A 26,411-nucleotide genomic window follows, 5' to 3' on the forward strand; every position below is an offset into this window, starting at 1 on the left:
AACTCACTTTAGCCGGTCAGTCGCCAGAGGTAAAGCTTTGAAGTACCGCCGGTTAGCCCGGCGGTAGAGGATGCAGAATTAGTTAGATGGCATTACCACGGTATCTAACACATGGATCACACCATTGCTGGTCTCTATGTCGGTAGCGATAACTTTGGCGCCGTTAACAAATACATTGCCGTCTTTCACTTCAATGTTAAGGTCCTGCCCCTGTACGGTCTTGGCGGATGTCAGATTAACCACATCAGCGGCCATCACTTTACCGGCTACCACGTGGTAAGTCAGGACATTGGTCAATGCGGCTTTATCGGCTACCAGCGCGTTTAAATCAGCCGCAGGGATCTTGGCAAAGGCGGCATCATTTGGGGCGAAAACAGTGAACGGACCTTTGCCTTTTAAGGTATCAACCAGCTCAGCCGCTTGCACTGCAGTGACCAGCGTAGTGAAGCTACCTGCAGCTACAGCAGTATCGACGATGTCGGCTTTTGCTTTGTGGTTGTGTGCCTGAGCAGTAAACAGTAATGAGCCGGCAAAGAGTGAACAAGCGATCAAGTGTGACAGTTTCATAACGTTTCCTTTTTCAACTTAGGTTGGGTTCGGGCGCATACAACAGGCGTTCGCGCCACAAGGTTCGGGTAATAAAACGCCAGTTGTTGAAAAAAGGATCAGATTTATATTTTTTCGGGACGGGAAAACTAAAACAGAATTAACAACGTAACGCCAGCAACTCCCAACCCGATCACTTTATCCACACGTCTCCGGTACCGGCCCGACCAGTTTATCCACACGTCTCCGGTACCGGTCTGACCAGTCTGCAATGCTTAATCCCGCTTAATACAGACAAAAAGCGCATTGCCCGCTTGCTGATCCCAGGGTTGGATCCGCTCATAATCATGCGCCAGAATATGAATCTTAAAGTAGGGGGCAAGTAGCGCTTGCAGTTGGGTAAAACTCACAGCAACCATCGGGTGTTCGTCTTGCCAATATTGATGCTCTGACGCCGTTGTTTTGCTGATTTGTAGTTTAAGAGCTTGTTGTTCGCCGTTACCGCTGTAGTACCAGGCCGACGCAAAGTCGAAACGGCTATCTTGATATGAGGTACTGTGGCTAACCGCACTAAGGTTACAGATTTTATCTTTATCAACGGCATTAAAACAAAATATGCCACCCGCGTTTAATGCCTGCCAGGCTTGCTTGATGCAAGCACTCAGCTGCGCAACGCTACCACTGTAATGGATGGAGTAAAGAAAGCAGGTAATTAAATCAACTGGCTGGCTAAGTTCGAAGGTACACATATCGCCGAGTTTAAATGTCGCTTCAGGGCAGCGTGCCTGGGCTAACGCTAACATAGGTTGATTTAAATCTAATCCTTGCGACGTAAAACCGGCATCTAGGAAATGCCGGATATGTGGTCCGGTGCCACAAGCCAGATCCAGATGTTGAATACCGCTATTGCCAAAGAGTTGCTGTAAGCGGATGATGCCATGACTTTGCTGTAAATAGTTAATATCACAACACATTAAGTCGTAATAGCCCGACAAATCGGTGTAGAGTGCGTTAGTAGCCTGCATATTAAGCGTCGGACGACAAAGGGTGGCGCATTTTATAGCAGTTTTCAGCGATAGCGAAGTGAAACTCTGGTGCGGGTTGAATAAAGTCGGCATCTCGAGGCGGTGTTAATGAATTATTCGGTGTTGCTGGTCCTATCGGTACCGGAGACCTGTGGATAAACTGGTCGGGCCGGTACCGGAGACGTGTGGATAAGTGGGGTTGGGATGGTGTTGCTTGCGTTATTGCCGGATTTTTTGCTGCTCTTAAGTGGTACTGCGTTGCGGCGGGTGCTACCTGTCGGCGGCTGGCAGGCATTGGATACGCTGAATTTTTATTTGTTGTTTCCGGCGTTGATCTTTGTCAGTGCGCTGGGGGCACCACCGGCAGGCGCTGATATCGCGATTCTGGCACCTGGGATCTGGGGCATTATGTTGTTTGCCTGCCTGCTCGGTTGGCTGGTGCGCGGCTGGGGGCCTGGGCGGTTTCTGGATTTTGCCGCACTGTGGCAAACCGCATGGCGCTTTAATACGGCTTTGGCGATGGTGATGGTGCAAGCATTGCCAGCCGAGCATCGGGCGCTGATGTCGATCGCGATTGGTTTAGCAGTACCGGTAGCCAATATTCTCGCCGTTGGGGTGTTATCGCGTGGTCAGGGATTGGGGTTTACGAAATCGGTTAGGTTGATTGCGACAAACCCTTTTCTGTTGGCGAGTCTGGCTGGTTTATGCTGTTCGCTGTTTGCGCTGTCACTGCCTGATATTCTGATGTTGGCATTACAAAAACTGGCACAAGCCGCGATTCCGCTAGCGCTGTTATCAATTGGAGCTGCTATGCAGTGGCAGGCGCTGTGGCGGCTGGGCCGGTTTGCAGCTGCGCTAAACAGCATCAAGTTAGTGCTGATGCCGGCAGCTATGTTGGTAGTTTGTTACTGGCTGGCCGTACCCAGTGGTCCGGCGATGGTATTGATTTTATTTGCCGCCTTGCCCACTGCTTCTGCAGCGCATGTGTTGGCGTCGGTTTATGGTGCCGATCGTCAGCCTGTTGCCACCGTGATTGCTCAGTCCACTATGCTGGGGTGTTTGACGCTACCGCTCTGGCTGTTATTGTTATTTCACTTCTATCCCGCTTAGCCGGTTCGAGAGTTAACAACCCGATACCATTGGGCACCCGGCACCCGAGCTGTTCAAGTCAACGGGCGTTGAGCGCTGGCTGGCTAAGGTTAACTAACTGGTAAAGTTAGATAAAATGTTCTAAGGTAACGGTTACCTTGGTTTTAAGGAGATATGGATGTCAGCTGTTATTACCCTGAGCAAAATAGTTATCAAGCTGGTGTTGGCCCTATTTGTCGTCGGCGGGTTGGGCTACTTATTGTTACTGGCGTTAAACTGGCAAGACGAAGCACCGTCAGCTCCGGCACTGGCGTTGCAACAACAGTTGCTGTCAGAGCCGGTCGCTGGCAATGGCTATCAGCGCTATCAGGCGCAGCAAGCGGCTTTGAAAACCCAGGATAACACTACGCTGCAGCAATTATTTGCCGGTTGTAACCAGGCAGGTTGCCCGGCCTTAGCGGCTGCAGACACGACGCAACTTGAGCAGCTGCTACTGGAGAACACGACTTTATTGGCGTTCTATCAGCAGTTGCTAAGCAGCAACCATTGGCAAGAGCCAGTGCTTGCCAGTGCCGATGAACTGCCGGCTTTTCAACCGCTATTAAATGGGCAGCGCCTGAATTTGCTTCAGATTTATCTATTGGCACAGCAAGGTCACTGGTTGCAGGTTGAGCAGCTGTTAGCGGCCGATCTTAAGTTCTGGCGCAATCTACTGACCGAGAATCGTTACCTGTTAACCAAGATGATTAGTAGTGCCGCCATCGAGCGTCATTTTAATCTGGCGCTTCAGCTTACCAACATACCAAAGCCGGCAGAGACGCCATTTAACATCACGCCCTGGCAGCAACCTTTTACTGAATCTGAACTCAGTTTAAGCAAGGCGCTGGCTGGCGAGTGGCGGCTAACAGAGCAAGGTATTACCGCGGCGCTGTATGATACGTCGGATTTAAACTTTTTAGAGAAACTTGGTTTAACTCTGGTTCGCCCGTTATACCAACCGCAAGCCAGCAGTAACGAGTTAGCTTTGCTGCTGAGCTGTCCGCAAACAGAGGTGGTAGCTGAGCTAAGCTGGTATCAGTGGTTCTATAATCCACTGGGTAAAATGATCAATCGCGTCTCAATGCCACCCTGTGACGATTATCTGCACCGGCTGGCGCAACTGGAACAGCAGCGGCAACAACTCCAGGCCCGTTTATAACAGCATAGTACCAGCCAGCGGTTTAGCGGGCTGGTACTATCCCGCCTGCTCAGCTGCACTGAATTCACTAAAAAATCAGCGCTTGCTCAGCTTTTCCTCATGTCTTTTCGCCGCTAAGCCCGCAGACTCAGCATGCTTGCTAACTTTCGATTTGGAGTGAACTATGACTATGCTGCAGCACCTAACGCATTTTTGGCGTAACCCCTGGCGGATGATACTTTGGGGAACTGTTGTTTCCTTGCTGCTGTTACCTTTGATAGCGATGCAATTTACGACTGAAGTGAACTGGACCGGATCAGACTTTGTGATTGCCGGGATCTTACTTGGCGGCACCGCCTTGCTGATAGAACTGGGTTGTCGTTGCTGTGCCGACCTGTCCGGACGCGCCGGTTGGGCGCTACTGGTGCTGACCTCCTTAGTGCTCATCTGGATTAATCTGGCTGTTGGCATTATAGGCAGTGAAGATAATCCGGCTAATCTACTTTATCTGATCGTGTTGGCGTCGGTAGTCCTTGGCGCGGTATGGGTGCGCTTTCAGGCGCAGGCCATGAGCCGGGTGCTCTATCTGACGGCTGGGCTGCAACTGGGGGTGGAAATCGTGATTCAGTTGGCGGGGTTGGGCGCCGCGCCGGTGATTAATGTCGCCTTTATGTTGCTATGGCTGTTAGCTGCGGGTCTGTTGCGAAATTCTGGCGCCAGCAAGACCGCAACTGAGGCATAATAGTGAAAATGATGGTGCAGCGGTTTTTTGATGGAGTCAAACAGCCTGATGGTGGCACAGTGTTATCAGTTCGCAGAATTTGAATTAGAGCCAGCGCAGCGCCAGTTACGCTGTGCCGGGGTGCCGGTTGAGCTAAACAGTCGTTATTTGGATGCCTTGCAGTTATTACTGCAAAACGCCGGTAAACTGGTTAGTAAACAACAATTTTTTGAGCAAGTCTGGCCCGGCCTGGTGGTGAGTGATGAAGCACTCACCCAGTGTATCCGCACACTACGTCGGGTATTGCAGGATAGCGCCAGTGCGCCGCGTTTTATTGAAACCGTGCCTAAACATGGTTATCGCTTTATCGCTGCCGTAAGCTGGCAAAGCGCCGCTGATAGCAGTGCGAGTCTGTTAGCTGAACAGGTGCCAGTCAAGAGGGATGTCGTCGCCTCACTACAGTTCTGGCAGCATTTAGCGCAGGGATTGGCGGGGGCGGCTATTGCCGGGCTGTTTGGCGGTGCCGTATATGGTTTACTGGCTGCTACACAATTGTCTTTTGCTGGTCGCGAGGCCACAGCGCTGGGACTGGTTTTACTCAGTATTACGCTATTGCTGGCACTTTTGGCTGGTGGCGCCGTCGCTGCCGCGCTCAGCGCGGCAATGGTGTGGGGGCAAGCCCGGGCAGCCGTTATCCTGCTCAGCGGTGTTAGTGGTGGGCTGCTGGTGGGTAGCTTTGTCAGCTTGTTGTTGCATGAAGTGTTGCAACTGTTTTTTGGCCGCAGTCCGGCACAAATTACCGGCGCCGGCGAAGGCGCGGCGATTGGACTGGCAACCGCGCTCAGTTGCCTGTTGTTACTGCGCTTTCCCGGCAAATGGCATGGCTTATATGCGGTGTTGCCGGCGCTGCTTATCGCGTTAATCCTGAGTCAAAATGGCGGTGTGTTACTGGCGGGCAGCCTGGTACAACTGGCGGCACAGTTTCCTGATGCCGCGCTGGCGACCGTGGCGAGTGAAGCCTTGCTACGAAATCAGGGGCACAATGGGTGGGTGCATCTAAGTGCGATGTTAGAAGCGGCCTTGTTTTGTGCCGGTGTCAGCCTGGCGTTATCGCGCTCCTGGCTGCGTGTTAAGCAGAGAAATTTATGATTGAAATACAACGTGATCCGCTCACTAGTCAGGATATTCGGGATCTGCTGAATGAACATCTTGCTGATATGTATGCGACGTCGCCGCCAGAGAGTGTGCATGCGCTGGATATCGAACGGTTAAAAGCACCTGATATTATGTTTTGGAGCGCCCGGCAGGGCGGGCAGCTGCTGGGCTGTATTGCGCTTAAGCACCACACTGCTGCTATGGCAGAAATTAAATCGATGCGCACTGCCAAAGCCGCCCGTGGTAAAGGCGTGGCAAAAGCCCTGCTGGACCACTTAGAGCAGTTTGCTATAGCAGAGGGCGTTAGTATGCTGTATCTGGAAACCGGCGCGGAGCCATATTTTACCGCAGCACGACAGCTGTACCTAAGCCATGGTTATCAGGTTTGCGGGCCCTTTGCCGATTATCAGCCGGACCCGCTTAGCGTTTTTATGCAAAAAGCCCTTTAATCCTGTTTTGGTACTGGTGCTGCCAGCTTTTTCAGCTGCGGCTCCGGCTGCTCGCTTAACTGTTGTTGCTGTGCTTCGATAGCCTGCTGCAGCTGTTGCTTGGGTGCATCAATTAGCTGCTGTTTTTGCGTATCAATGGCTTGCTCAAGTTGCTGCTTGGGCGCTTCAATTAGCTGCTGTTTTTGCGCATCAATGGCTTGCTCAAGTTGCTGCTTGGGCGCTTCAATTAATTGCTGCTTTTGCGCATCTATCGCTTGCTTAAATTGTTGTTTAGGCGCGTCAATTAGCTGCTGTTTTTGTGCCTCAATAGCTTGCTGCAGCTGCTGTTGCGGCTGTTCAAGTAATTGTTGTTTTTGCTGTTCCAGTTGCTGTTGCAGTAACTTTTCCGGATTGCTGGCCATTTTGGCGTAATCTACCAGCTCATCTGGCCACACTGGCAGCACGGTTTTCGCCTTTTTCTCTACCGCTTCGGCAAAAATCTTTGTAGCGCCGCCTTTACTGATTAATACCGCCATCTGGTTGGTTTCGGCATTCCAGACAAAGCCCGCTTTTTCAGCCAGCTGCGGTAGCGGCGTATAGTTGGACGCAACATAAAACAGCGGCCCTTGCTGTTTGATCTCATCTGCCGTGTTCAGCAAAGATACTGCCGTTTGGTAATGCTCGCCCAGTAAGGGTTCCAACCGGTTTTTAATCAGTGGTTGCTCAAATAAATTTACCTCTTTAGGATCGAGGCCCACCATGGGTTTAATCATGGCCCACATCAGCTGGCCCTGAGGTGATAATAACAAGGCTGGCGCAACACAGGCGCTTAACAATAACGCCGCTATTAACAACAAGCTTAGACGCACGGCAGCGCACTTGTTTACGACATAAGTGAACATAGTTTTTGAATACCTGAATGGTGTTAGGATTTGAGGGTTGAATTGAGCCGGAACCGGATCGCGCGCACTCTAGCACGGCGCTGAATGTTGCGCCAGTCCGCTAAATTCTATTCTTTAGCTTGTTGCTGCAGATAGCTGATAAAGCCCCGCGCCGTCGCGCTTTGCGGGGTATCCCGGCGCCAGACTAGGTACCATTGCCGGGCGATTGGGAAGCCGGCGACATCCAGTGTCGTTAGTCCATTAGCAGTGTTTGACCAGGCCGGTTGATTGACGGCCAAATCTGACAGCACCGCAATACCAAGCCCGGCCGCTACCGCATGTTTAATTGCCTCGTTACTGCCCAGGCTCATCACTATATTCGGCTGAAATTGTTGCTCGGCAAAAAATTGCGCCGTGACTTTGCGGGTACCACTGCCGGCTTCCCGCATTAACCAGCGTTCGCTGCTAAGTTCGTTTAGGCGCAACTTTTTATTGCTTAGCGGATGGTTCGCCGGGGCTATAACAATCAAGTTGTTGGTTTGAAAGGCCTGGCTGTCCAAATCCAGCTCTGCTGGCGGTAGCATCATTACCGTCAGATCGTCCAGTCCCTGGCTTAGTCGCTGCACAATACGATCGCGGTTTTCAACACTTAGCTCAATTTCAATGCCTGGATAGGCGCGCGCGAAAGGGCCCAGCAGATCCGGGACAAAGTATTCGGCTGTGGTGACCGCGGCAATTTTTAGCTTGCCGCGCACCAAACCATGAATTGCCGCCAGCTCGGATTCCAGCCGCTGCCAGCAGCCAGCGAGCTCGCGTACCGTTTGATACAGTAATTTACCGGCCTGAGTTAAACGGATCTGACGGCCACTTTGCTCAAATAGCGGCTCACCCAGGGTTTCTGCCAGCTCTTTCAGTTGCACTGATACCGTAGGCTGGCTAACAAAGAGCTCACGCGCAGCCTGGGTTACCGATAACAAGCGGGCACTGGCTTCGAAGGCGCGCAGTTGTTGCGGCGTAATACGTTGAAAACGGGCGAGGGTACTGGCTGGCATCGGTAAGTTGGCTCCGGCTTGGTAACCTATAGATTTTAAGCTATGGATAAGATTAAAACTAAATATTTTTCTTAATGATTTAACTGCTCTACAGTGCCGGCATAGCAACCACAGTCGGAGAAGTTGAGATGCAAGCTAAGCAACACATGCACTTAGAGGCAATAGAGCAGAGCGAAAAGGTACCGGTAACCGTAGCGTTGGGCGATGGCATAGGGCCGGAAATTGTCCAGGCGACGCTGAAAATTCTAACGGCAGCTGGGGCGCGGATCGCGCCGGAATATATCGATATTGGTGAGCAGCTTTATCTCGCCGGCCATAGCTCTGGCATAGCGCCACAGGCTTGGACTTCCTTACGCCGTAACCGGGTATTTCTGAAAGGTCCAGTGACAACACCAAGTGGCGACGGCTATAAAAGTCTGAATGTGACCATCCGTAAAACCCTGGGCTTGTATGCTAATGTGCGGCCCTGCGTCAGTTATGCGCCCTTTGTGGCGACTCTGCATCCGCAGTTAGACATCGTCATAGTGCGGGAGAATGAGGAGGATCTTTACGCTGGTATTGAGCATCGGCAGACTGACGAGGTGTTTCAGTGTTTAAAGCTGATTAGCCGCCCGGGCTGCGAAAAGATTGTGCGCTACGCCTTTGACTATGCCCGCAGCCACGGCCGGAAAAAAGTTACCTGCATGGTCAAAGATAATATTATGAAGATGACAGATGGCCTGTTCTATAAAGTGTTTCAGGAGATATCCGTCGAATACCCGGAGATCGTGGCAGAACGCTATATTATTGATATTGGTGCTGCACGTTTAGCTACCCAGCCCGGGCGTTTTGATGTCGTTGTGACGCCCAATTTGTATGGCGATATTCTCAGTGATATCGCTGCCGAAATGACGGGTAGCGTTGGGCTGGCACCCAGTGCCAATATTGGTGATAGTATCGCGATGTTTGAGGCAATACATGGCAGCGCACCCGATATTGCCGGCCAAGGCATCGCCAATCCCAGCGGTTTATTACTGGCAGCGGTGATGATGCTGGTGCATATCAAACAAGCCGAAGTGGCAGCGCGCATTCATAATGCCTGGTTAGCCACCCTGGAAGAGGGGATCCATACCGCTGATTTGCACAGCAAGAATAGTCAGCGCCTGGTCAGTACTAACGAGTTTGCTGAGGCGGTGATTCAGCGCTTGGGTCAACTACCAGAGAGCTTTAAGGCCGTGAGTTATCAAAATGCTGCTGAGCCAATTCAACCGACTTTCCGATATCAGCGCGCACAGCCGGCGCAAAAAGTGTTATTGGGGGTGGATGTGTTTTTACATGAAAGTCAGTTTTCACCAGAGCAGCTGGCAAGTCGGCTACTCAACTTAACCGATGGTGTGTTACATCTGCAGATGATTACCAATCGTGGTGTCAAAGTTTGGCCACAAGGTTATCCGGAAACCTTTTGCACTGACCACTGGCGCTGCAGATTTATGGCTCAGACGCCAGAGCAGCCGGTGAGTCAGCGCGATCTGATTAAGCTGCTCTCGGTGTTGACTGAGCTGGGGTTAGATGTGATAAAAATTGAAAATCTGTTTAGCTTTAACGGTGAGCGCGGCTTCGCACTGGGGCAGGGGCAGTAGTCGCGCCTTGTTGCCTACTTAACGTTATAAAAGCGGCGCCATGCAGAGCAGATGCTGGCGTCGCAATTTATTGCTGTAATGGGAGCTGCAGCATGATGCTGAATGTTTGGCCGACTTGCCGGGTTTGATATGACCACTGATGTAGCTCCAGGATCCGCTGCACAATCGACAAGCCTAACCCTGAACCTGTCAGTTGCTGGTGTTCCGGAGCTCGGTAAAAGCGCTCGCCAAGCCGGGGAGTATCAAGTATTACCGAGCAGTTGTTGCTTAAAGCCAGTTCCAGTTTCTGCTGGGTCAATGAGGTTATCTTTAGCACCACTTCAGTATCAGCAGGCGCATACTTGGCCGCATTTTCAAACAGGTTACGCAGCGCTACCTGTAACAGTGTCGTGTCAGCCTGCACCTGATAACCCGCAGCCCGGCAAGCATCAAGGTCGTCTAATTGCCAGATCACTTTTTGCAGCAGGGCAGGTGCAACCTGGTGTAGGCTGGCTTCCAGTAAGTCCGCCAGCGGTTGTGAACGTAACGCCAGTTTCGGGTGTTCTAATCGCGCCAGCGCCAGCAGTTGATTGGTCAGATGGCTCATCCGTTCACTGCCTTGTTTAATGGCAGTCACCGCGGCATCCTGTTCCGCAGTAAGTGGTGTTTGTGCCAGATTTTGGGCATGCAAACTGATAATACTCAGTGGCGTGCGCAGTTCATGCGAGGCATCAGCAATAAAACGTTTCTCGCGCTGCATATGTTGCTCAATCGCCTCTAACAACTGGTTAATCGCGGTGACAACCTGAGTCAGTTCAGCCGGCATCGGGCTATTGATCGGTTGCAGCTGCTCCGGTTTGGTATGGCTGAGCTGCTGTTGCAGTTGTTTTAACGGCTTTAAGCCGCGCCGCACCAGATAAAGGGTTAGCAGACTCAGTGGTAAGATCAAAAACAGAACAGGGCGGATCTGGGTTAGGGCGATGCTATAGCTCAGTTCCTCGCGTACCGCTTCGCGTTGGCTGCTAACGATTTGCACCCCCAGCTCATCCAGACGTAGGGTAAAGTTGATCCACAGATCACCATTTTCAGTGTGATATTCGCTAAAACCGGTTTTACGCACCGGCCGCATCGGCTGTTGCAGGTTGGCGGTATGTAAAATCAGCTGCTGATCATTGCGCCAAATTTGAATGGCGATATTACTCTCATATTTGTAGCCGGTAAGAAAGCGCTCACTCAGTTCTGCCTGGCCTTTGACCAGTTCATCCAAATGCGCTACCGGGATCAGTACCGGTGTATCTTGCTGTAATAAAGTGGGATTGGCTTGTAATACACCCGCAGTTAAGCGGGCGCTTTGCGCCAACTGGGCATCAAAAACTTCATCGATTTCATGCAGGCTTTGCTGATAACTGATATAGCCGGTCAGGCTTAATACCGCGATCACCAACAAATTTAGCAGTAAAACTAACCGGGTTTGAATACTCAGTGGCTTCATACTTGCCCCGGCAGCAGATAGCCGATACCGCGCACGGTTTTAATCAGCTCCGGGTGCAGCTTTTTGCGCAGGTTATGAATATGCACTTCAATGGCATTACTTTCGGTATCGCCATCCCAGCCCACACTCAGCTCTTCCAGATGCTGGCGGCTTAAAATTTTATCTTTATGCTGCAGAAAGTCTTTTAACAGTAAAAATTCGCGCCGGGTTAAATTCACGGTTTTCCCGGCATATTCGCAGCTATGTTTCACTAAATCGAGTAGCAGTTCGCCATGCTGCAGCACATCATGCCGCCGCTCGGCTTTGCGGCGTAACAGTACCCGGATCCGCGCTTCCAACTCCCGCACATCAAAGGGTTTTACCATATAGTCATCAGCACCGTCGTTTAACAGTTGCAGCTTGGTGTCAATTTGATCCAGCGCCGTCAGTACCAGCACCGGCAGTTGATGCTGTTGTGCGCGTAGCTGTTGTAAGATTTTACCGGCAAAGCCATCGGGTAGGCCTAAATCCAGGATCATTAAATCAAACTCCGCATTATCCAGCGCTTGTAGCGCTTGCTTACCGGTGCGGCAATGTTCGGTTTGATAACTGGCCCGCGCCAAGGCTGTAACTATGCCCTGTGCCAGCAAGTTGTCGTCTTCTACCAGTAAGATCCGCATGCCATTTATCCGTTTACGGTCAGTCTGTTAACTATAACCAGATTAACCTCACTTACTTAAGAAATTCTTAAGTTTTTCATCCTAAGCTGGCGCCAACTTCTTGTTGGAGCTTAGATTATGACTCGCGTACTGCCGCCGATAAAACGCGCCGGCCCTTATTTGCCGTTACTGGTTTTTATGGTGGTGACGCTACTGCTGTTAAGCGCTAGCCGGCTTGGCTTAGTGCTTTGGCAATTCGACCGGGTAACGGCTGCAGCTGATATTGGCATCATATTACTGCAGGGAGTCAGAGCCGATCTGATTTTTATTGGCCTGTGGCTGGCAATACCGTTATTACTTGCCCCCTTGCTGGCGCGAGCGGGCAGTTTTAAGGTCTGGCTAAAGCTAAATCATCTCTGGTTGTTGCTGGGGCTGGCACTGGTGCTGTTGCTTGAAGTCTCTACGCCGCAGTTTATTCTGCAATACGATGTCAGACCTAACCGGCTGTATATCGAATATTTAAAATATCCGAAAGAGGTGTTTAGTACGCTCTGGCAAGGCTATCGTGGCATGCTGCTTGGCGGTGTGCTGGCCTTATTAGTTCTATTATGGCTGGGCAATCTGGCGCTGCGGCAGGTACTGGTGCAAACCCGACCTTTTGCCCGCTACCGCACTTTGCTTATTAGCTGGCCGCTGCTGGTGTTTGTCGCCTTTGCAGCTATCCGCTCTACCACAGAGCACCGCCCAGCTAATCCGGCGCTGTTTGCCATTACCGGCGATGCGATGGTGAACTCGCTAATTATCAATTCGCCGTACTCGGTGCTGTATGCTATCTATAGCCTGAAACATGAAGCCCGCTCCAGTGAGATCTATGGCAAGTTGCCGCAGCAGGACATGCTTGAGTTGGCGCTGGATTGGCCGTGGTTAAAACAGCTGGAATTTAAGGATCCACAATTGCCTACTCTGGCACTGCGCCAGCCGGCAATGGAACGTGCGCAGCCGCTTAATCTGGTAATTATTCTGGAAGAAAGCCTGGGCGCTACCTTTGTGAAAAGTCTGGGCGGCTTGCCGGTGACGCCGGAGCTGGAACAGCTTAAAGACGAAGGCTGGTGGTTTGACAATATGTATGCCACCGGCACCCGCTCGGTGCGTGGTATTGAAGCTGTGGTGTCTGGTTTTCCGCCGACGCCGGCGCAAAGCGTGGTAAAACTCTCCGGCGCGCAGCAAGGCTTCTATACTCTGGCCAGCACCTTGCAGCAGCAAGGTTTTCATACCAGCTTTGTCTATGGTGGCGAGGCGCATTTTGACAATATGCGCGGCTTTTTTACCGGTAATGGCTTTAGCGAAGTGATCGATTTACCGAAAATGACGAAGCCGGAGTTTGTTGGCAGCTGGGGCGCCAGTGATGAAGATTTATTTAACGCGGCGGCTAAACATTTAGCGGACATGTCCGCTCAGCAAAAGCCATTCTTCAGTTTGATTTTTACCTCGTCCAATCACGAACCCTTTGAATTTCCAGATGACAAAATTGCTTTGTATGATAGCGAGAAAGCGACCGTCAATAATGCAGTAAAATATGCCGACTATGCGCTGGGCCAATTTATTGCACAGGCAAAACAGCAAGCGTATTGGCACAATACGCTGTTTGTTATCGTCGCCGACCACGATAACCGGGTGTATGGTAATAGTTTGGTACCGGTACATAAATTTCAGATCCCGGCGCTGATGTTAGGTGCGGATCTGAAGCCAAAAACTATTAGCAGCCTGGCCAGCCAGATTGATTTAGCACCTACGATCTTATCTTTAATGGGCATCAGTGCACGAACGCCGCTGCTTGGCCGGGATTTTAGCCTGGATGCTGAGTCGCCGGGCCGGGCGCTGCTGCAGTTTGATCAGTACTTTGCACTGTTAGAGCAGCAAAGTGCCAACGAAGCGGCAGTGACGATATTAAAACCGGATGGTAGCAGTGTTGCCGCGCGCTATTTTCTGAATGATAAACAACTGGTGCTAACAGATGCTGCTGCCGAGCCGGCAGCACAGCGCCGGGCACTGGCGCAGGTGTTACTGCCGTCCTGGTTATATCGGGAGCAGCGCTATCGCTTAGTAACAGAGTGATGGCGGTGGGCCCAAATAAAAATGCCGGCTAAACCGGCATTTTACGTTTTAAGCTACAGCTAACCTTTGCTTCTAAGATTTTGCCCGCACCGGGTTTAGCTTTTAATTTTGCTACGCGCTTTACTCAGCGCCAGTTCAATCTCTTGCCGGCGTCCGGCATCGGCGTCTTCACGGCCGGGGCGCGGCGGCGCCAGTAAGGCTTTTTCCAGTACCGCTACGGCGGCTTTATATTCTTTTTGTTGCAGTAAGAAATCACCGTAAAAATAATTACTGTCGATACCGTCAGGGTTAACCTCCAGGCCTTTTAGTAAATATTCGCGGGCTTTTTTATCGCTACCAAAGCCGACAGGCCAACCTGGAACCTGATAATACAGTGAGCCCAGGCTGGTATAGGCCGAGCCATCCAGCGCTTTCTCATCTTGCTTTAGCGCCTGTTCAAATAGCTTTTTCGCGGTTTTAACTTCGCTAAGCGCATCCAAACCGCCGACACTGCCGGCATAGGTGGCGCGGATAATGCCTTCCCAAATCAGGTAGCGGGCATCATCTGGGTGGGCCTTTACTGCGGCCTGGGCGGCGCTAACCAGTTCGGCAAAGGCTTGCTGCTGGGGTTTACCACTTTGCTGATACTTAACGCTGGCCCATTGCTGTTGAATCTGACTTAGTTCGCTTGGTACTGCGGAGAGCGAGCTCTCGGCCTGTACTGACCCCAGCAGTAAGCTGGCGCTCAGTAAACTTAGGGCAATAAGTGAAGAGGTTTTTTTCATTTGTATGCTCCTTTATCGCTGGCAGGGACGTTTTTCACTTCGGCCAGCGCATTGTGGGTTAACCCTGGGGCTTGCCGTCGGGCGAATTGTTTGATGGTCGTCAGTTGTTTGCGTAGTGCTTTATCCAGTAAAGATGGCAGCAGCGCATTGAGCCGGATAAACAGTCGCTCCGGCAGGCCAAGGTTTTTATCCTGCATTCGTGTTGCTGTTAACTGGGTTAGGATCTGTTCGGCTACCCAATCTGGTTGATCGGTTTTGCTACCCAACGCCTGATTCAACTGCTGTGCTGCCAGGGTGTTCATACTGGTTTGAGTAGCCCGGGGTGCGATATAGCAAAATTGCAGGGCGGTATCGGCCATTTCCCGGCGCAGCGCCTGCACAAAATGCTTTAGCGCGGCTTTGCTGGCGCCATAGGCGGCATAGCCCGGATAGCCGATAGCACCCAGTGTCGAGCCGACATAAACTAAGCGCGCCTGTGGTGTCAGCCGGGGTAGCAGGGCGCGGGTGAGCAGGATAGGGAGCAAGGCGTTAAGTTCGAACAACTGGCGAATTTTGCAGGGGTCCTGCTGTTCGAACAGGGCAAAATCGTTACTGCCGGCAGCGAAGACCACGCCATCCAGCTTATCCGGTAGCGCCAGCAAAAGTTGCTCGCGGCCAGCCAAATTGCTGAGATCGGCGGCCACACACTGGGTTTTAGTGGCCAGTTGCGTTGCTAACCGCTGCAGGGGGACGAGATTGCGCCCGGTAATAATCAGGTTCGCGCCCTGTGCTGCGAGTTGTTTCGCCAGTGCGGCACCAATACCGCCACTGGCACCGAGTAGCAGCAGTGTTTGGCCCCGCAGGGTAGCGGCGCTCATGCCGCCACCTTAGCCGCAGGCGCCGCTTCAATACTGCGGAAAATATTGCCATACAGCTGATAGAACACTTTAGCAGCATGCACAATCGCTTGCTGATCGGCTGCATCGCTAATGGTGTCCATCAGTTTTTCGAAAAAGCTCAGATGTTCAATATCCAAACTGCCGTGCGAGCGTAAATAACTAAAGGCTTTGTTGGGTAACTGTAGCTGCTGCTGAATAATCTCAGCGGCACCGGTGGCGAGGTTAACGCTGGTGCCTTCCAGTACCAACACCATACCAAAAAACGCCAGCGGGTTGCCTCGCAGCACAGTGTCATAGGCGTAGGCAACCATCAGTTCGGTAGCAAGGCGCGGTGTGCCGTGGCGCACTTGCTCTTTGTCGGCGCCGGTCGCTGCAATATCATTCAGCACCCATTCCTGATGACCCAGCTCTTCTTCGATATATTCAGCAATGGCTACGCGGTAATATTCCTGGGCACTGCTTAGCCTGCTGCCAACAGCCATCAGCAATGGCACTGTGTGCTTAACATGATGGTAAGCTTCCGTTAGAAACGCCTGATACTCGGCGAGCGTAAAGCTTTGTTGCTTAAGGCAGCGCTGGATCAGCGGTGCACTTAACAAATACTCGCGTTCGGCCTGGGTTTGCTCAATTAATTGCTGATAAAAGCTCATCGCGATGCTCCTGGTTTAGCGGCACAAGCACTGGCTCTGCCGTTGTTGGGGTAAGGTGGTAAAGTTGCTCAATAGGTTGTTGGTACCGCGCCAGAATATGTTGCCGGCGCAGCCGGCCGTTGTCGGTAAGTTGCTGGTTTTGGCTGCTAAAGGGTTCATTTAGCAGCAAGGCGCTACGAATTTGTGCATAATCCGGTAGTCTGGCGTTAAGTGCCTGTAGCTGGGCGCTAAGCTCGGTCAACTGCCTGGCCGACCTCGGCACTATCAGTGCACTTAGCCAGGGCTTGGCATCACCGCATACCATGGCCTGAGCGATCGCCGGGCAAAGCTGTAGCTCAGCTTCCAGCCATTCCGGCGAGATATTACGGCCAAAGCTGCTGATCAACAGTTGTTTGCTGCGCCCTTCAATTTTCAGATAACCTTCGCTGTCCAGTTGCCCCAAATCGCCGGTCGCTAACCAAGAGTCGGCGTCGCGCGGTGCTTCACCTAAATAGCCAGCATAAAGCTGACCTTTTACTTCAATCTGGCCCGCGTTAATCCGCAGTTGTATATGAGGTAGCGCTTTGCCGACGCTACCGGGCCGATTCGCCGCAGGTAAGTTTAAAGCCACCACTGAGCCAGCTTCGGATAAACCGTAGCCCTGATAGACAGGTAGCCCCAGCTGTGCGGCCTGTGCCAGTAATGCCGGTGCACAGTGCGCACCACCAACGGCAATAAAACGAAAACTTGCTGCCAGTGCCGGTTGCTGCTGGCAAATCAACAGCAGCGCCTGCAGCAACTGTGGCGTTAGGATCAGGCTATGCGGCTGGTACTGTGCCAGGCTGTGTGCCAATTGCGCTAAATCGAGCTTTGAACTTCCGCTCAAACCGCTTTGCGATTCGTTCAGCACAATAATTTGCTGCCCCAGAGCCAGTGGTAAATATACACCGGCCTGATTTTCCAACAGGGTAGATAAGGGCAGCAGAGAGTAATGTCGCAGTTGTTGCTGTTGTGCCTCTGCACTAAATTCTGCGCCTAGTGCTTTAACTAAGCCGGCTAAGGTCGCCGCTTGCTGTGCCCAGCTTAAACATACGCCTTTCGGGCTGCCGGTAGTGCCAGAGGTAAAGGTGACTTTACCGCTGGATATTGGAAAGGTTGGCACGTCGTGAGTACCTGATTGCGGCACCTGCCGATACCATAAACCAGGCACTGTGCTGGCTATGCTGCCGGCAAGTGGCTCGGTCTCCAGTACGATCTCGATCGCGGCGGTATCAAGCATATAGGCTTGCTGCGCGGCTGAGAAAAAACGTGGTAGTGGAACACAAATTTTGTCGCTCACGGCCAGTGCCAAATCAGCAATAATCCAGCTGATGCTGTTCGGGCCGCTAATGGCAAAGCGCTGTGCCGGCAGTTGTTGTAGCCAGTTGGCCAGTTGAGATACCTGTGCAGCGAGTTGCTGATAACTCAGGCTGTGTTGACCGTCAGTTAACGCCGGGCGGTCGGCAAACTGGCGCAGGCTAGGAAAATCCAAAGGTACCAACTTAGCCATGACCAGCCTCCGTTAGCCGCGCCAATTGCGGTTGCAGCTCAGTCAGCTGTGGAGCCAATAACTGCTGTAACAACTGATAGCGCGGCAAACGCCGGGCGCTGGTAATGGCCGGTAAGGCCATACCTGCCATCACTTGCGGGTGTTTTTGGTAGTACGCGCCCCAGACTTGGGGGTGCTGCAGCTTATCGGCATTGGCTGCGGCTAAAAGCATGGGTTGATAATGCAGCTTGCTTAGCAAGGATTGCACTTCATCGGTTGCGGTAAAGGTCACCCAGCGAAAGCGGCTAGCGGCAATCAGTTCACTCAAGGCAACCATGAGCAGCAAGCTGCTGCCGGCGCGTGCCGATACCAGATTACCGATTTCCAGAATCTGCCCGCGTTTTACCTCTTGCCCGGATTGTTCTGACAGCAGCTGTTCAATTGGCTGTGGCAGATATTGCTCCAGAAACAGCGGGCCTTGCGCTGCGGCCTGTAACCCGACCGCTGCGGTCAGGGTTCCGGCGCAGCGTAAACTTAGCAATTGTGGCAGAAAGTAGCGGATTTCGGCCCGATGCTTGCGCTGAAACTCGCGTGCGATAAGGGTTTCTACTTCAGCGCGGCCAGCCTCCTGTCTTGCCAGCAAAGTCAGTTTACTGGTCATATTTCCCAGGCTACACAGCAGCGGCATAGCGGTAGCGGGTGGTGCCAGTAATAAGGGTTCAGACATAAGACGCTCCGGTTTAACCTCGATGCTGGCAGGTTAGGTGGCGAAGCTTAAGAAAACATTAAGCTGATTTTTTTGTTGCAAAAACTGTGTTCGAATTTCTGCATCATTGCAGCCGATATCTTGGGTTGTTGCTGCCGGTCATTCGCAGGCAAACTAGCCGCAGATTTGGATGTGGCAATTTTGGGGGCTTACACATGCTTAAAAACTCGACAACACATTATGGCCAGGTGGCCCGCACCTTACATTGGCTCACCGCACTGTTGTTTTTACTCGCTTATTGTTCGGTGTACTACCGGCAATGGTTTACTGAAGCGCAAACACCTGAAAACTGGACCGCACTGCAACTGCATTTATCCTTTGGCGTGACTATCGCGGTACTGGTAGTGCTGCGGCTTTATTGGCGGCTGACTAATGTTCAGCCTGCGGCTGAGCCGGGTTCGGCGTTGATGCAAAAGGCTGCGCATCTGGGGCATCTGGTATTGTATGGCGTGCTGATTGTAATGCCATTGACCGGCTATTTAGGTACCGGTGTGGCGACCGAGTTTTTCTTTTTATTTGAGATCCCGAAATTTGCCGATACCTGGTTGTTTCAGGCGCTGGTTGCGGATGGTATGGGACTAACCTTTGAGCAATTTGAAGCGCCGATAGATTTTATTCATAAGCAGGGCGGAGCTTATCTGGTGTGGCTATTGATTTTGGGGCATGCCGCGGCCGCGCTTTACCATCACTATCATTTAAAAGATCGCACTCTGCTAAAAATGTTGCCACCCCGTCGCTGATAGCGGAAATGTCTGCTGGGTCTGTGAACGTGAATGGCGTATCATACGTAGCACCTAGCAGTTGATAGTAGCGTAATACGAGGTGACATGGCCAGCCGTTCGAGCGCTGAAATGACCTTAGCCGGCGAGCAGGATCTCTGGTTTTTGCCGCTTGGCGGTTGCGGCGAAATTGGGATGAACCTTAATTTATACGGTCATGCCGGGCGCTGGTTAATGGTGGATTGCGGCGTCACCTTTTATAATCCGCTACAGCCGCAGACACAGCCAGCTCAGCTTACGGCCGAAGTGCAGGCGGCCGATCCCAGCTTTATTGCCGCACAACGCGAAAACCTGTGCGGTATTGTTATTACCCATGCCCACGAAGATCATATAGGTGCCTTGCCCTATTTATGGCCACGCTTACAGGCGCCGGTGTATTGCACGCCTTTTGCCGCTGAGGTGCTGCGCCGCAAACTGGCGCGTACCGACCTTATCGAGCAGATGCCCATTATCGAAATCCCGCCCGGCGGCACCTGTCAGATCGGGCCTTTTTTGGTCAATTGGCTGAATATCACTCACTCGATCCCGGAATGTCAGGCGCTGTTAATCAGCACCCCAGCCGGTAAGGTGTTTCATACTGCCGACTGGAAAATGGACCCGGCACCTATGCTGGGCCGGCCATTTAAACCGCAGGTATTTAAACGGCTGGCAGCGCAAGGTGTTACTGCCATGGTTTGTGATTCAACCAATGCGCTGAAAAGTGGCTTTTCGCTGTCGGAAACGGCTTGCTTTCATGCACTGCGTGAGGTGGTCAGTCAGGCTCCAAAGCGGGTGCTGGTCACCGGTTTTAGCAGTAATATTGGCCGCTTAATTAGCCTGGGGCGCATTGCCCAGCACACCGGCCGGTACCTGGCACTGTTTGGTCGGGCGATGGAGAATATGGTCGGCGCGGCGCGGGCCTGCGGCTATTGGCCGGAGGATCTGCCGCTGATTGATAACGCCCATATCGGTTTTTTGCCAGCGGAAGAAGTGCTGGTGGCGGCAACCGGTAGTCAGGGCGAACCCAGAGCCGCCCTGACTAAACTGGCTGAAGATCGCCATCCGCAGCTACTGCTGGCAAAAGACGATTTGGTGATTTTTAGTGCTAACCTCATTCCGGGCAATGAGATGCTAGTCAGCCGGCTGGTGGATAAACTGAAAGCCAAACAGCTGCAGGTGCTGCAAGCGGCGGATACCTTATTGCCAATCCACGTTTCCGGTCATCCGAATCAGGGCGAATTGGCTGAAATGTATCAGGCGGTAAAACCGGCCTTGGCGATACCGGTGCATGGCGAAGCTGCGCATATGCAAGCCAATGCTGCCATTGCCCGCGAGGTTGGGGTACCGCAACAACTGCTGGGGCAAAACGGCGATCTTTTTGTGTTGGCACCACAACCGCGCCTGTGGTCTGGGTTTGTGAAAGCGGGACGGGTCCCCATCGCGAATACTTGAGCTTTTCGCGCATAGGCGTTAGTTTAGATGGCATAACGTCTTTCCTTACAGGTTCCTTATGCAGCAAGTATTAAGCGCTGCCCAATTTTTTGATGGTTTTGTCTGGCAGTCAAATGTCGAGTTGTTGATTGAAAACGGTCGTATTGCAGACATCCGACCCTGTCGTGATACGCCACAGGCAACCTATTTGGTGCCGGGGTTTATTGATTTACAGGTGAATGGCGGTGGCGGCGTGCTGTTTAATAACGCACCGACGATTGACACGCTTCGCCGGATGCGACAAGCCCATAGCCGTTTTGGTACCACGGCACTGCTGCCAACCCTGATCACCGACCAACTGGCGGTGATGCAGCAAAGTGCCGATGTGATTGCCGCAGCAGTTGCTGCTGGCGAGCCGGGTATTTTGGGAATTCATTTCGAAGGACCGCATTTATCGGCACCGAAAAAAGGGGTGCATCCGCTACAGCATATCCGGCCGCTGACAGAGGCAGAGATGCAGCTTTATCTGCGTAAGGATCTCGGTCAGGTTTTGCTTACGTTGGCGCCGGAAAATGTCGCACCAGAGCAAATTCAACGTCTCACAGAAGCTGGCGTTAAAGTTTGGCTTGGTCATTCCAATGCCAGCGCGGAGCTGGTTCTGCAGGCCCTCGCTGCCGGCGCGCAGGGCTTTACCCATTTATATAATGCAATGTCACCACTGACTTCGCGAGAGCCTGGAATGGTGGGTGTTGCTCTTACCGATAGCCAAAGCTGGTGTGGCTTGATTCTGGATGGTTTACATTTGCATCCGTTAGCGGCAAAGCTGGCAGTCTTAGCCAAACCCCGCGGCAAGGTGCTGTTAGTCACAGATGCGATGTCGCCGGTTGGTACCGACGAGACCGAATTTGATTTCTTCGCTGGTAAAGTGATCCGCCAGGGTAATAAGCTGACTGACAGTAGCGGCGCACTGGCCGGCTCAGTGCTGGATATGGCAGCGGCGGTACGTTATGCGGTAAATACCTTAGAACTTGACCTTGCAGAGAGCTTGCGCATGGCAGCCTTATATCCGGCGCAGGCGCTGGGGCTGGCTGACCGCGGCCAAGCACAACCCGGCCATAGGGCTGATCTGGTGCAATTGAACGCGCAACTACAGGTACAACAATGCTGGATTAACGGCGAAGCGCAACTGGGTTAAGCCGGTAATCTAAGCTGGTAACGGCAATAAAAATAACAATAAGGATCCGAAGATGCCCAACACTCCAACCACGCCAGCACCCAAGGTGTTGGTACCAATGCTGATTCTGGCGGTGCTGTTTTTTCTGTTCGGTTTTGTGACCTGGCTTAATGGTGCACTTATTCCATTTTTGCAGATTGTCTGTCAGTTAAACGAATTTCAGGCACTGTTGGTGACCTTTGTATTTTATATCGCTTACACCGTCATGGCGATCCCGATGTCGTTTTTACTGAACTATCTGGGGTACAAAAAGGGCATGCTGGCTGGCTTACTGATTATGGCCTTTGGCGCTTTGCTGTTTATTCCGGCAGCGAAAATAGCGGCTTACCAACTGTTTTTGTTGGCGTTATTTATGCTGGGTACTGGCCTGACGATTTTGCAAACCGCAACTAACCCCTATCTGGTTTGTATAGGTCCGCGCGACAGTGCTGCGATGCGGATCAGTGTTATGGGTTTGGTTAACAAAGCTGCCGGTATAGTAGTGCCGATGGTATTTGCCACCCTGGTGCTGACCAATATTGAACAATATAGTGCTGACGCGCTGGCCCTATTGCCTGCGGCAGAGCAGCAGGTGCTGCTGGCGGAGTTATCGAATCGGTTAGTGCTGCCGTACATCTATATGACGTTGATGCTGTTGCTGTTATCGGTATTCATCTGGTTTGCGCCCTTACCCGAGTTGCCCGATCAGCAAAATGATCGTGGTATTGAGTTGCGGGCCGTAAAAGCAGTATTGGCCTATCCGCAGTTGGTGCTGGGTGTATTAGCGCTGTTTTGTTACGTCGGCGTCGAAGTGATTGCTGGCGATACGATCGGGCTCTATGGTAAGCAACTGGGCGTAGCACATTTTGGTGTGCTGACCTCTTATACCATGGGTTTTATGGTGTTGGGTTACCTCCTTGGCGTATTACTAATCCCGCGCTACTTGTCACAAGGCCGGGCGCTGCAGTTGTCGACGGTCGCGGGCGTCTTGCTAAGTTTAGGTGTCCTGTTTGGCGCAACCGAGAGTCAGCAATTATCAGCCTGGTTATTTGGTTGGTTGGGTATTCCGCTGGTGCCGGATACCGTGGTGTTCGTTGCCTTACTGGGGTTGGCCAATGCGTTGGTATGGCCGGCGGTTTGGCCCTTGGCGCTGGAAGGCCTCGGGAAGTTAACCGCTACCGGCTCAGCCTTGCTGATAATGGGTATTGCCGGTGGCGCGGTTTTACCACTAAGTTATGGTTATCTGGCCGAACAGTCCGGCAATAGCCAGGGTGCGTACTGGATTCTCATTCCGGCCTATCTTTATATCTTATTTTATGCGATGAAAGGCCATAAGCTACGACGCTGGTCATAACAACGGCGGCTAATCACGATTCAGGCGGCGCAACAGTGCCGCGTTTTCCTGTTCAATATGGCGGTAAAATGCCAGTTGCTCTAAGTCACTGGCGGCTTCCTCATCCAGTACTACTGTAGCCTGCTGGTGCAGCTGTAAAGCTGATGCCGGACAGCTGGCACTCAGTGGCCCCTCTACCATCGCTTTTACTGCCTTAGATTTAGCTTTACCCGTTGCCAGTAACAGCACTTTGCGAGCATCCAGAATGGTGCCGATGCCCATAGTGATTGATAGATGTGGTTGATATTCACCGGGCGCAAAGAAACGGGCATTATCGGCGATGGTTTGCTGTGTTAGGGTTTTAATCCTGGTGCGTGAACGCAATCCGGACGAGGGTTCGTTAAAGCCAATATGGCCATTACGACCAATGCCCAGCAGCTGTATATCGATACCACCTGCAGCCATGATTTTTTGCTCATACTGCTCGCAGGCAAGTAACGGATCTGCGGCGTCACCCTCTGGCACTGCGGTATTTTCTGGCTGAATATCAATGTGATTAAACAAGTGGTGTTGCATAAAATAGCGGTAGCTTTGTGGATGCGTTGCCGCTAAACCAATATATTCATCCAGATTAAAGGTTTTAACGGCCTGAAATGACACCTCGCCATGCTGATAGGCAGTAATTAATTGTTGATACAGCAGAATGGGTGTCGCACCTGTCGCCAGCCCCAGCACAGATGCAGGGTGTTGCCTGATTTGCCGGATAATTGCAGCGGCACCATAACGGGCCACGGCTTGTGCATCTGGTTGAATAACGATCTGCACCCTGATACTCCTGTCAACAAATTTGACTTAGCCTAGCATAAAACCGTTGTGAAAAACGTCAACAGGCTCTAATGCTTTGGCTGTTTTTGCGTTAGTTATTGGCAACTTTGCCTCAGCTGGCATATGCTGAGAGCGAAAATAACACTTCACGGAGAGAAACCTTGACTGCTGCAACCAAACCCCATCAATGGCGTTTCTTCCGCTCTGGCGGTTTTGACCAGGTCGCGATTGAAACTGCAGGTGATTTACACCATCTGGCCGAACTTGATCCGAAACTCTGGACAGTCTTAAATTGCCCAACTACGGGCCTGGAATTTGACAACCGCACCTTGGCGCTAATGGATGGTGACGGCGACGGCCAAATCCGGGTACCGGAGATCCTGTCGGCAGTGCGTTGGAGTTGCCAGCGCCTGACGGATGCCAGCATTATGTTTGCATCACCTGGCTTGCCGCTTGCTGCGATTGCTGATCAGGACGCCGAAGGTGCCGGCATTAAACATGCCGCCGAACTGGTACTGCGCTATAGCGATAAAACAGCGGAGCAGAGCCTGCAAGTGGCGGATGTGCTGGATACAACACGGTTATTCTCGGCTGATCACTTTAATGGCGATGGCGTGGTTATGCCGGAACTGACCGCCGATGAAAGTTTAAAATCGGTACTGCTGCAGATCGTGGAAACCCAGGGGGGTGTGGCAGATCGCAGCGGTGGTCTGGGTGTAACGCAGGATACCCTGACCGCATTTTTTAGTCAGGCCGAAGCGGTAATCAGCTGGCATGCGGCTTTTGCCGCAGAGCAAAGTCAGCTTTGCCCGCTGGCCGACTCTACTGCCGATGCCGTTGCTGCCTTTGAAGCCGTACAAGCCAAAGTCGACGATTATTTTGTTCGCTGTCAGCTGGCCGCCTTTGATAACAGGGCGACTGATAGCCTTAATCCTGCCCCGGCAGTCTATGAAGTACTGGCGAACCGGGTCGTGGCCGGTGCGGATCAGGATATTGCCGCTCTGCCTCTATCCGTGATTGCTGCTGAGCGGCCACTGGATCTGACGCTGGGTATTAACCCGGCCTGGGCTGGCGCTATCGCCAGTTTAAAAGAGAAAGTACTGGCGCCGTTATTGGGGGCAGACTATGAGGTATTAACCGCCGCCGACTGGCAGCAGGTTTCAGCTAAACTTGCTGCCTGGCGCAGCTGGCAGGCCGCTAAGCCGGCTACTGCATTGCATGCGTTAGAGCTGGCGTATCTGCAGCAGCTTCTTGCCAGTGATACTAAAACCCGACTGGAAGCCTTAATTCAGGACGATCTGGCGGCTAGTACCTTTGCCGATAATCTGTTAGCACTGGAAAAATTGCTGCGTTATCAGCGGGATCTGGTGACCTTGCTGCGTAACTTTGTCAGTCTCAGCGATTTCTATCAGGGCGAACATAAAGCGATTTTCCAAGCGGGTACCCTGTATCTGGATCAGCGCAGCTGTGAGTTGGTGATGCAGGTTGCCGATCAGGGCCGGCATGCCACTATGGCACCCTTTAGCGGTTGTTACCTGGTATATTGCAGCTGTATGCGTCAGGGTGAAGCGCCGATTAATATTGTTGCGGCACTAACCGGTGGTGATGTCGATGAGCTGATGGTGGCTGGTCGTAACGGTATCTTTTATGACCGCAAGGGCCGTGACTGGCGAGCAACAGTGACTAAAGTTGTAGCTCAGCCAGTCAGTATCCGTCAGGCGTTCTGGTCACCCTATAAGCGGGTTGCTGCTTTTATTGAAGGTCAGATCCAGAAATTTGCCGCCTCCCGCGATAAAGATATTGAAGCGAAAACCACCAGCGGCGTAGCAGATGCTGCCGCTGCACCTGCCGCGGCCCCCAGCAACTTTGATATTGCCAAATTCGCCGGTATTTTTGCGGCCTTTGGCCTGGCGTTAGGCGCTTTAGGCACGGCACTGGCGGCGATAGTGGCGGGCTTGTTTTCGCTGAGCTGGTGGCAAATTCCGCTGGTATTACTCGGGGTAATGCTGCTGATTTCGGCACCATCGATGTTACTGGCGTATCTGACACTACGCCGGCGCAATATTGGCCCCTTATTGGATGCTAATGGCTGGGCAGTGAATGCCCGGGCGAAAATTAATGTGCCTTTTGGTGCCTCGCTGACCGGACTGGCGCATCTGCCGAAAGGTGCCAAACGCTCCTTGCATGATCCTTTTGCTGAGAAAAAACGGCCCTGGACGTTGTATCTGCTGTTGCTGATCATCGTTGCTGTAGCCGCCTGGTATGGTTATCAGCGCTTTGTAGGCTAACCTGCATTAGAATCGAAAGGGCTGTTAATGACAGCCCTTTTTTATGCCTGCGCTCTGACCAGCACGGCCGATTTGCTACGA

At 52.2% G+C, this 26,411-nt stretch carries 24 protein-coding genes; 12 read left to right on the top strand and 12 right to left on the bottom strand.

The features are described from left to right. Nucleotides 1-78: 78 nt before the first annotated feature. Both AAY72_RS13270 and AAY72_RS13275 read right to left on the bottom strand, forming a co-directional pair. Nucleotides 79-567, bottom strand: coding sequence for a fasciclin domain-containing protein (locus tag AAY72_RS13270; RefSeq protein ID WP_008984010.1), 489 nt, complete (start codon nt 565-567; stop codon nt 79-81). A 254-nt stretch (nt 568-821) separates the two neighbouring features. Continuing rightward, nucleotides 822-1,571, bottom strand: a complete 750-nt coding sequence (locus tag AAY72_RS13275) for a class I SAM-dependent methyltransferase (protein ID WP_197408419.1) — start codon at nt 1,569-1,571, stop codon at nt 822-824. A gap of 204 nt (nt 1,572-1,775) precedes the next feature. On the opposite strand from AAY72_RS13275, the gene AAY72_RS13280 reads away from it, so the two are divergent. From AAY72_RS13280 to AAY72_RS13300, 5 genes are all read left to right on the top strand, one after another. Continuing rightward, nucleotides 1,776-2,681: an AEC family transporter gene (locus tag AAY72_RS13280; protein ID WP_057788109.1), complete on the top strand. Its 906-nt coding sequence runs from the start codon at nt 1,776-1,778 to the stop codon at nt 2,679-2,681. Nucleotides 2,682-2,838: 157 nt separating this feature from the next. After that, nucleotides 2,839-3,858: a hypothetical protein gene (locus AAY72_RS13285; RefSeq protein ID WP_057788111.1), complete on the top strand. Its 1,020-nt coding sequence runs from the start codon at nt 2,839-2,841 to the stop codon at nt 3,856-3,858. A gap of 163 nt (nt 3,859-4,021) precedes the next feature. Next, nucleotides 4,022-4,579, top strand: a complete 558-nt coding sequence (locus AAY72_RS13290; RefSeq protein ID WP_008984005.1) for a hypothetical protein — start codon at nt 4,022-4,024, stop codon at nt 4,577-4,579. Nucleotides 4,580-4,609: 30 nt separating this feature from the next. Then, complete coding sequence (locus tag AAY72_RS13295) at nt 4,610-5,707, top strand: transcriptional regulator (protein ID WP_197408420.1); 1,098 nt, start codon at nt 4,610-4,612, stop codon at nt 5,705-5,707. Continuing rightward, nucleotides 5,704-6,162: a GNAT family N-acetyltransferase gene (locus AAY72_RS13300; protein ID WP_057788113.1), complete on the top strand. Its 459-nt coding sequence runs from the start codon at nt 5,704-5,706 to the stop codon at nt 6,160-6,162. Before AAY72_RS13295 ends, AAY72_RS13300 begins: the two co-directional genes overlap by 4 nt. On the opposite strand, the gene AAY72_RS13305 is transcribed toward AAY72_RS13300, so the two are convergent. Beyond that, complete coding sequence (locus tag AAY72_RS13305; RefSeq protein ID WP_057788115.1) at nt 6,159-7,043, bottom strand: hypothetical protein; 885 nt, start codon at nt 7,041-7,043, stop codon at nt 6,159-6,161. The two genes, AAY72_RS13300 and AAY72_RS13305, sit on opposite strands and share 4 nt — an antisense overlap. A gap of 107 nt (nt 7,044-7,150) precedes the next feature. After that, on the bottom strand, nt 7,151-8,074 hold the full coding sequence (locus AAY72_RS13310; protein WP_057788117.1) for a LysR substrate-binding domain-containing protein: 924 nt from the start codon (nt 8,072-8,074) through the stop codon (nt 7,151-7,153). Between the two features lie 128 nt (nt 8,075-8,202). Between AAY72_RS13310 and AAY72_RS13315 the strand changes: the two genes are divergently transcribed. Beyond that, nucleotides 8,203-9,693 (top strand): NADP-dependent isocitrate dehydrogenase, encoded by a 1,491-nt coding sequence (locus AAY72_RS13315; RefSeq protein ID WP_057788119.1) that lies wholly within the window; start codon nt 8,203-8,205, stop codon nt 9,691-9,693. Nucleotides 9,694-9,760: 67 nt separating this feature from the next. Here the strand turns inward: AAY72_RS13315 and AAY72_RS13320 are convergent, their stop codons facing one another. Together AAY72_RS13320 and AAY72_RS13325 are read right to left on the bottom strand one after the other, a co-directional pair. Further along, nucleotides 9,761-11,164, bottom strand: a complete 1,404-nt coding sequence (locus AAY72_RS13320) for a HAMP domain-containing sensor histidine kinase (RefSeq protein ID WP_057788121.1) — start codon at nt 11,162-11,164, stop codon at nt 9,761-9,763. Then, nucleotides 11,161-11,823 (bottom strand): response regulator transcription factor, encoded by a 663-nt coding sequence (locus AAY72_RS13325; RefSeq protein ID WP_008983998.1) that lies wholly within the window; start codon nt 11,821-11,823, stop codon nt 11,161-11,163. Before AAY72_RS13325 ends, AAY72_RS13320 begins: the two co-directional genes overlap by 4 nt. Nucleotides 11,824-11,940: 117 nt before the next feature. On the opposite strand from AAY72_RS13325, the gene AAY72_RS13330 reads away from it, so the two are divergent. After that, nucleotides 11,941-13,917 carry an LTA synthase family protein gene (locus AAY72_RS13330; protein ID WP_057788123.1) on the top strand — a complete coding sequence of 659 codons (1,977 nt, stop codon included), beginning with the start codon at nt 11,941-11,943 and terminating at the stop codon, nt 13,915-13,917. Nucleotides 13,918-14,012: 95 nt separating this feature from the next. Here the strand turns inward: AAY72_RS13330 and AAY72_RS13335 are convergent, their stop codons facing one another. From AAY72_RS13335 to AAY72_RS13355, 5 genes are read right to left on the bottom strand one after another with little or no spacing between them, the layout of a single operon-like run. After that, complete coding sequence (locus tag AAY72_RS13335; RefSeq protein ID WP_057788125.1) at nt 14,013-14,681, bottom strand: tetratricopeptide repeat protein; 669 nt, start codon at nt 14,679-14,681, stop codon at nt 14,013-14,015. Next, a complete protein-coding gene (locus tag AAY72_RS13340) occupies nt 14,678-15,538 on the bottom strand; it encodes an SDR family oxidoreductase (protein WP_057788127.1) in 861 nt (286 codons plus the stop codon). Before AAY72_RS13340 ends, AAY72_RS13335 begins: the two co-directional genes overlap by 4 nt. Then, a complete protein-coding gene (locus AAY72_RS13345) occupies nt 15,535-16,209 on the bottom strand; it encodes a TenA family transcriptional regulator (protein ID WP_057788129.1) in 675 nt (224 codons plus the stop codon). Before AAY72_RS13345 ends, AAY72_RS13340 begins: the two co-directional genes overlap by 4 nt. Further along, entirely contained in the window at nt 16,184-17,737 is a 1,554-nt protein-coding gene (locus AAY72_RS13350; RefSeq protein ID WP_057788131.1) for an AMP-binding protein, read from the bottom strand. Before AAY72_RS13350 ends, AAY72_RS13345 begins: the two co-directional genes overlap by 26 nt. Then, nucleotides 17,730-18,443 (bottom strand): thermostable hemolysin, encoded by a 714-nt coding sequence (locus AAY72_RS13355; protein WP_057788133.1) that lies wholly within the window; start codon nt 18,441-18,443, stop codon nt 17,730-17,732. The genes AAY72_RS13350 and AAY72_RS13355 overlap by 8 nt, the downstream gene beginning before the upstream one ends. Nucleotides 18,444-18,637: 194 nt before the next feature. Here AAY72_RS13355 and AAY72_RS13360 point away from each other — a divergent pair, with 194 nt between their 5' ends. The 4 genes from AAY72_RS13360 to AAY72_RS13375 all read left to right on the top strand — a co-directional run bounded on the left by AAY72_RS13360 (nt 18,638) and on the right by AAY72_RS13375 (nt 23,238). Beyond that, nucleotides 18,638-19,222: a cytochrome b gene (locus AAY72_RS13360; protein WP_057788135.1), complete on the top strand. Its 585-nt coding sequence runs from the start codon at nt 18,638-18,640 to the stop codon at nt 19,220-19,222. Nucleotides 19,223-19,309: 87 nt separating this feature from the next. Then, a complete protein-coding gene (locus AAY72_RS13365) occupies nt 19,310-20,692 on the top strand; it encodes a ribonuclease J (protein ID WP_057788137.1) in 1,383 nt (460 codons plus the stop codon). Nucleotides 20,693-20,750: 58 nt separating this feature from the next. Continuing rightward, nucleotides 20,751-21,866, top strand: a complete 1,116-nt coding sequence (gene nagA / locus AAY72_RS13370) for an N-acetylglucosamine-6-phosphate deacetylase (RefSeq protein WP_057788139.1) — start codon at nt 20,751-20,753, stop codon at nt 21,864-21,866. 52 nt (nt 21,867-21,918) lie between these two features. Continuing rightward, the gene (locus AAY72_RS13375) at nt 21,919-23,238 is read left to right on the top strand and encodes a sugar MFS transporter (RefSeq protein WP_057788141.1); all 1,320 of its coding nucleotides are present in this window, start codon (nt 21,919-21,921) and stop codon (nt 23,236-23,238) included. A gap of 9 nt (nt 23,239-23,247) precedes the next feature. Here the strand turns inward: AAY72_RS13375 and nagB are convergent, their stop codons facing one another. Beyond that, complete coding sequence (nagB, locus tag AAY72_RS13380; RefSeq protein WP_057788143.1) at nt 23,248-24,042, bottom strand: glucosamine-6-phosphate deaminase; 795 nt, start codon at nt 24,040-24,042, stop codon at nt 23,248-23,250. Nucleotides 24,043-24,203: 161 nt separating this feature from the next. Here nagB and AAY72_RS13385 point away from each other — a divergent pair, with 161 nt between their 5' ends. Continuing rightward, on the top strand, nt 24,204-26,330 hold the full coding sequence (locus AAY72_RS13385) for a hypothetical protein (protein ID WP_057788145.1): 2,127 nt from the start codon (nt 24,204-24,206) through the stop codon (nt 26,328-26,330). Nucleotides 26,331-26,411: the final 81 nt, after the last annotated feature.

The sequence above is a fragment of the Alishewanella sp. WH16-1 genome (assembly GCF_001441695.1).
GTDB classification, from domain to species: domain Bacteria; phylum Pseudomonadota; class Gammaproteobacteria; order Enterobacterales; family Alteromonadaceae; genus Alishewanella; species Alishewanella agri.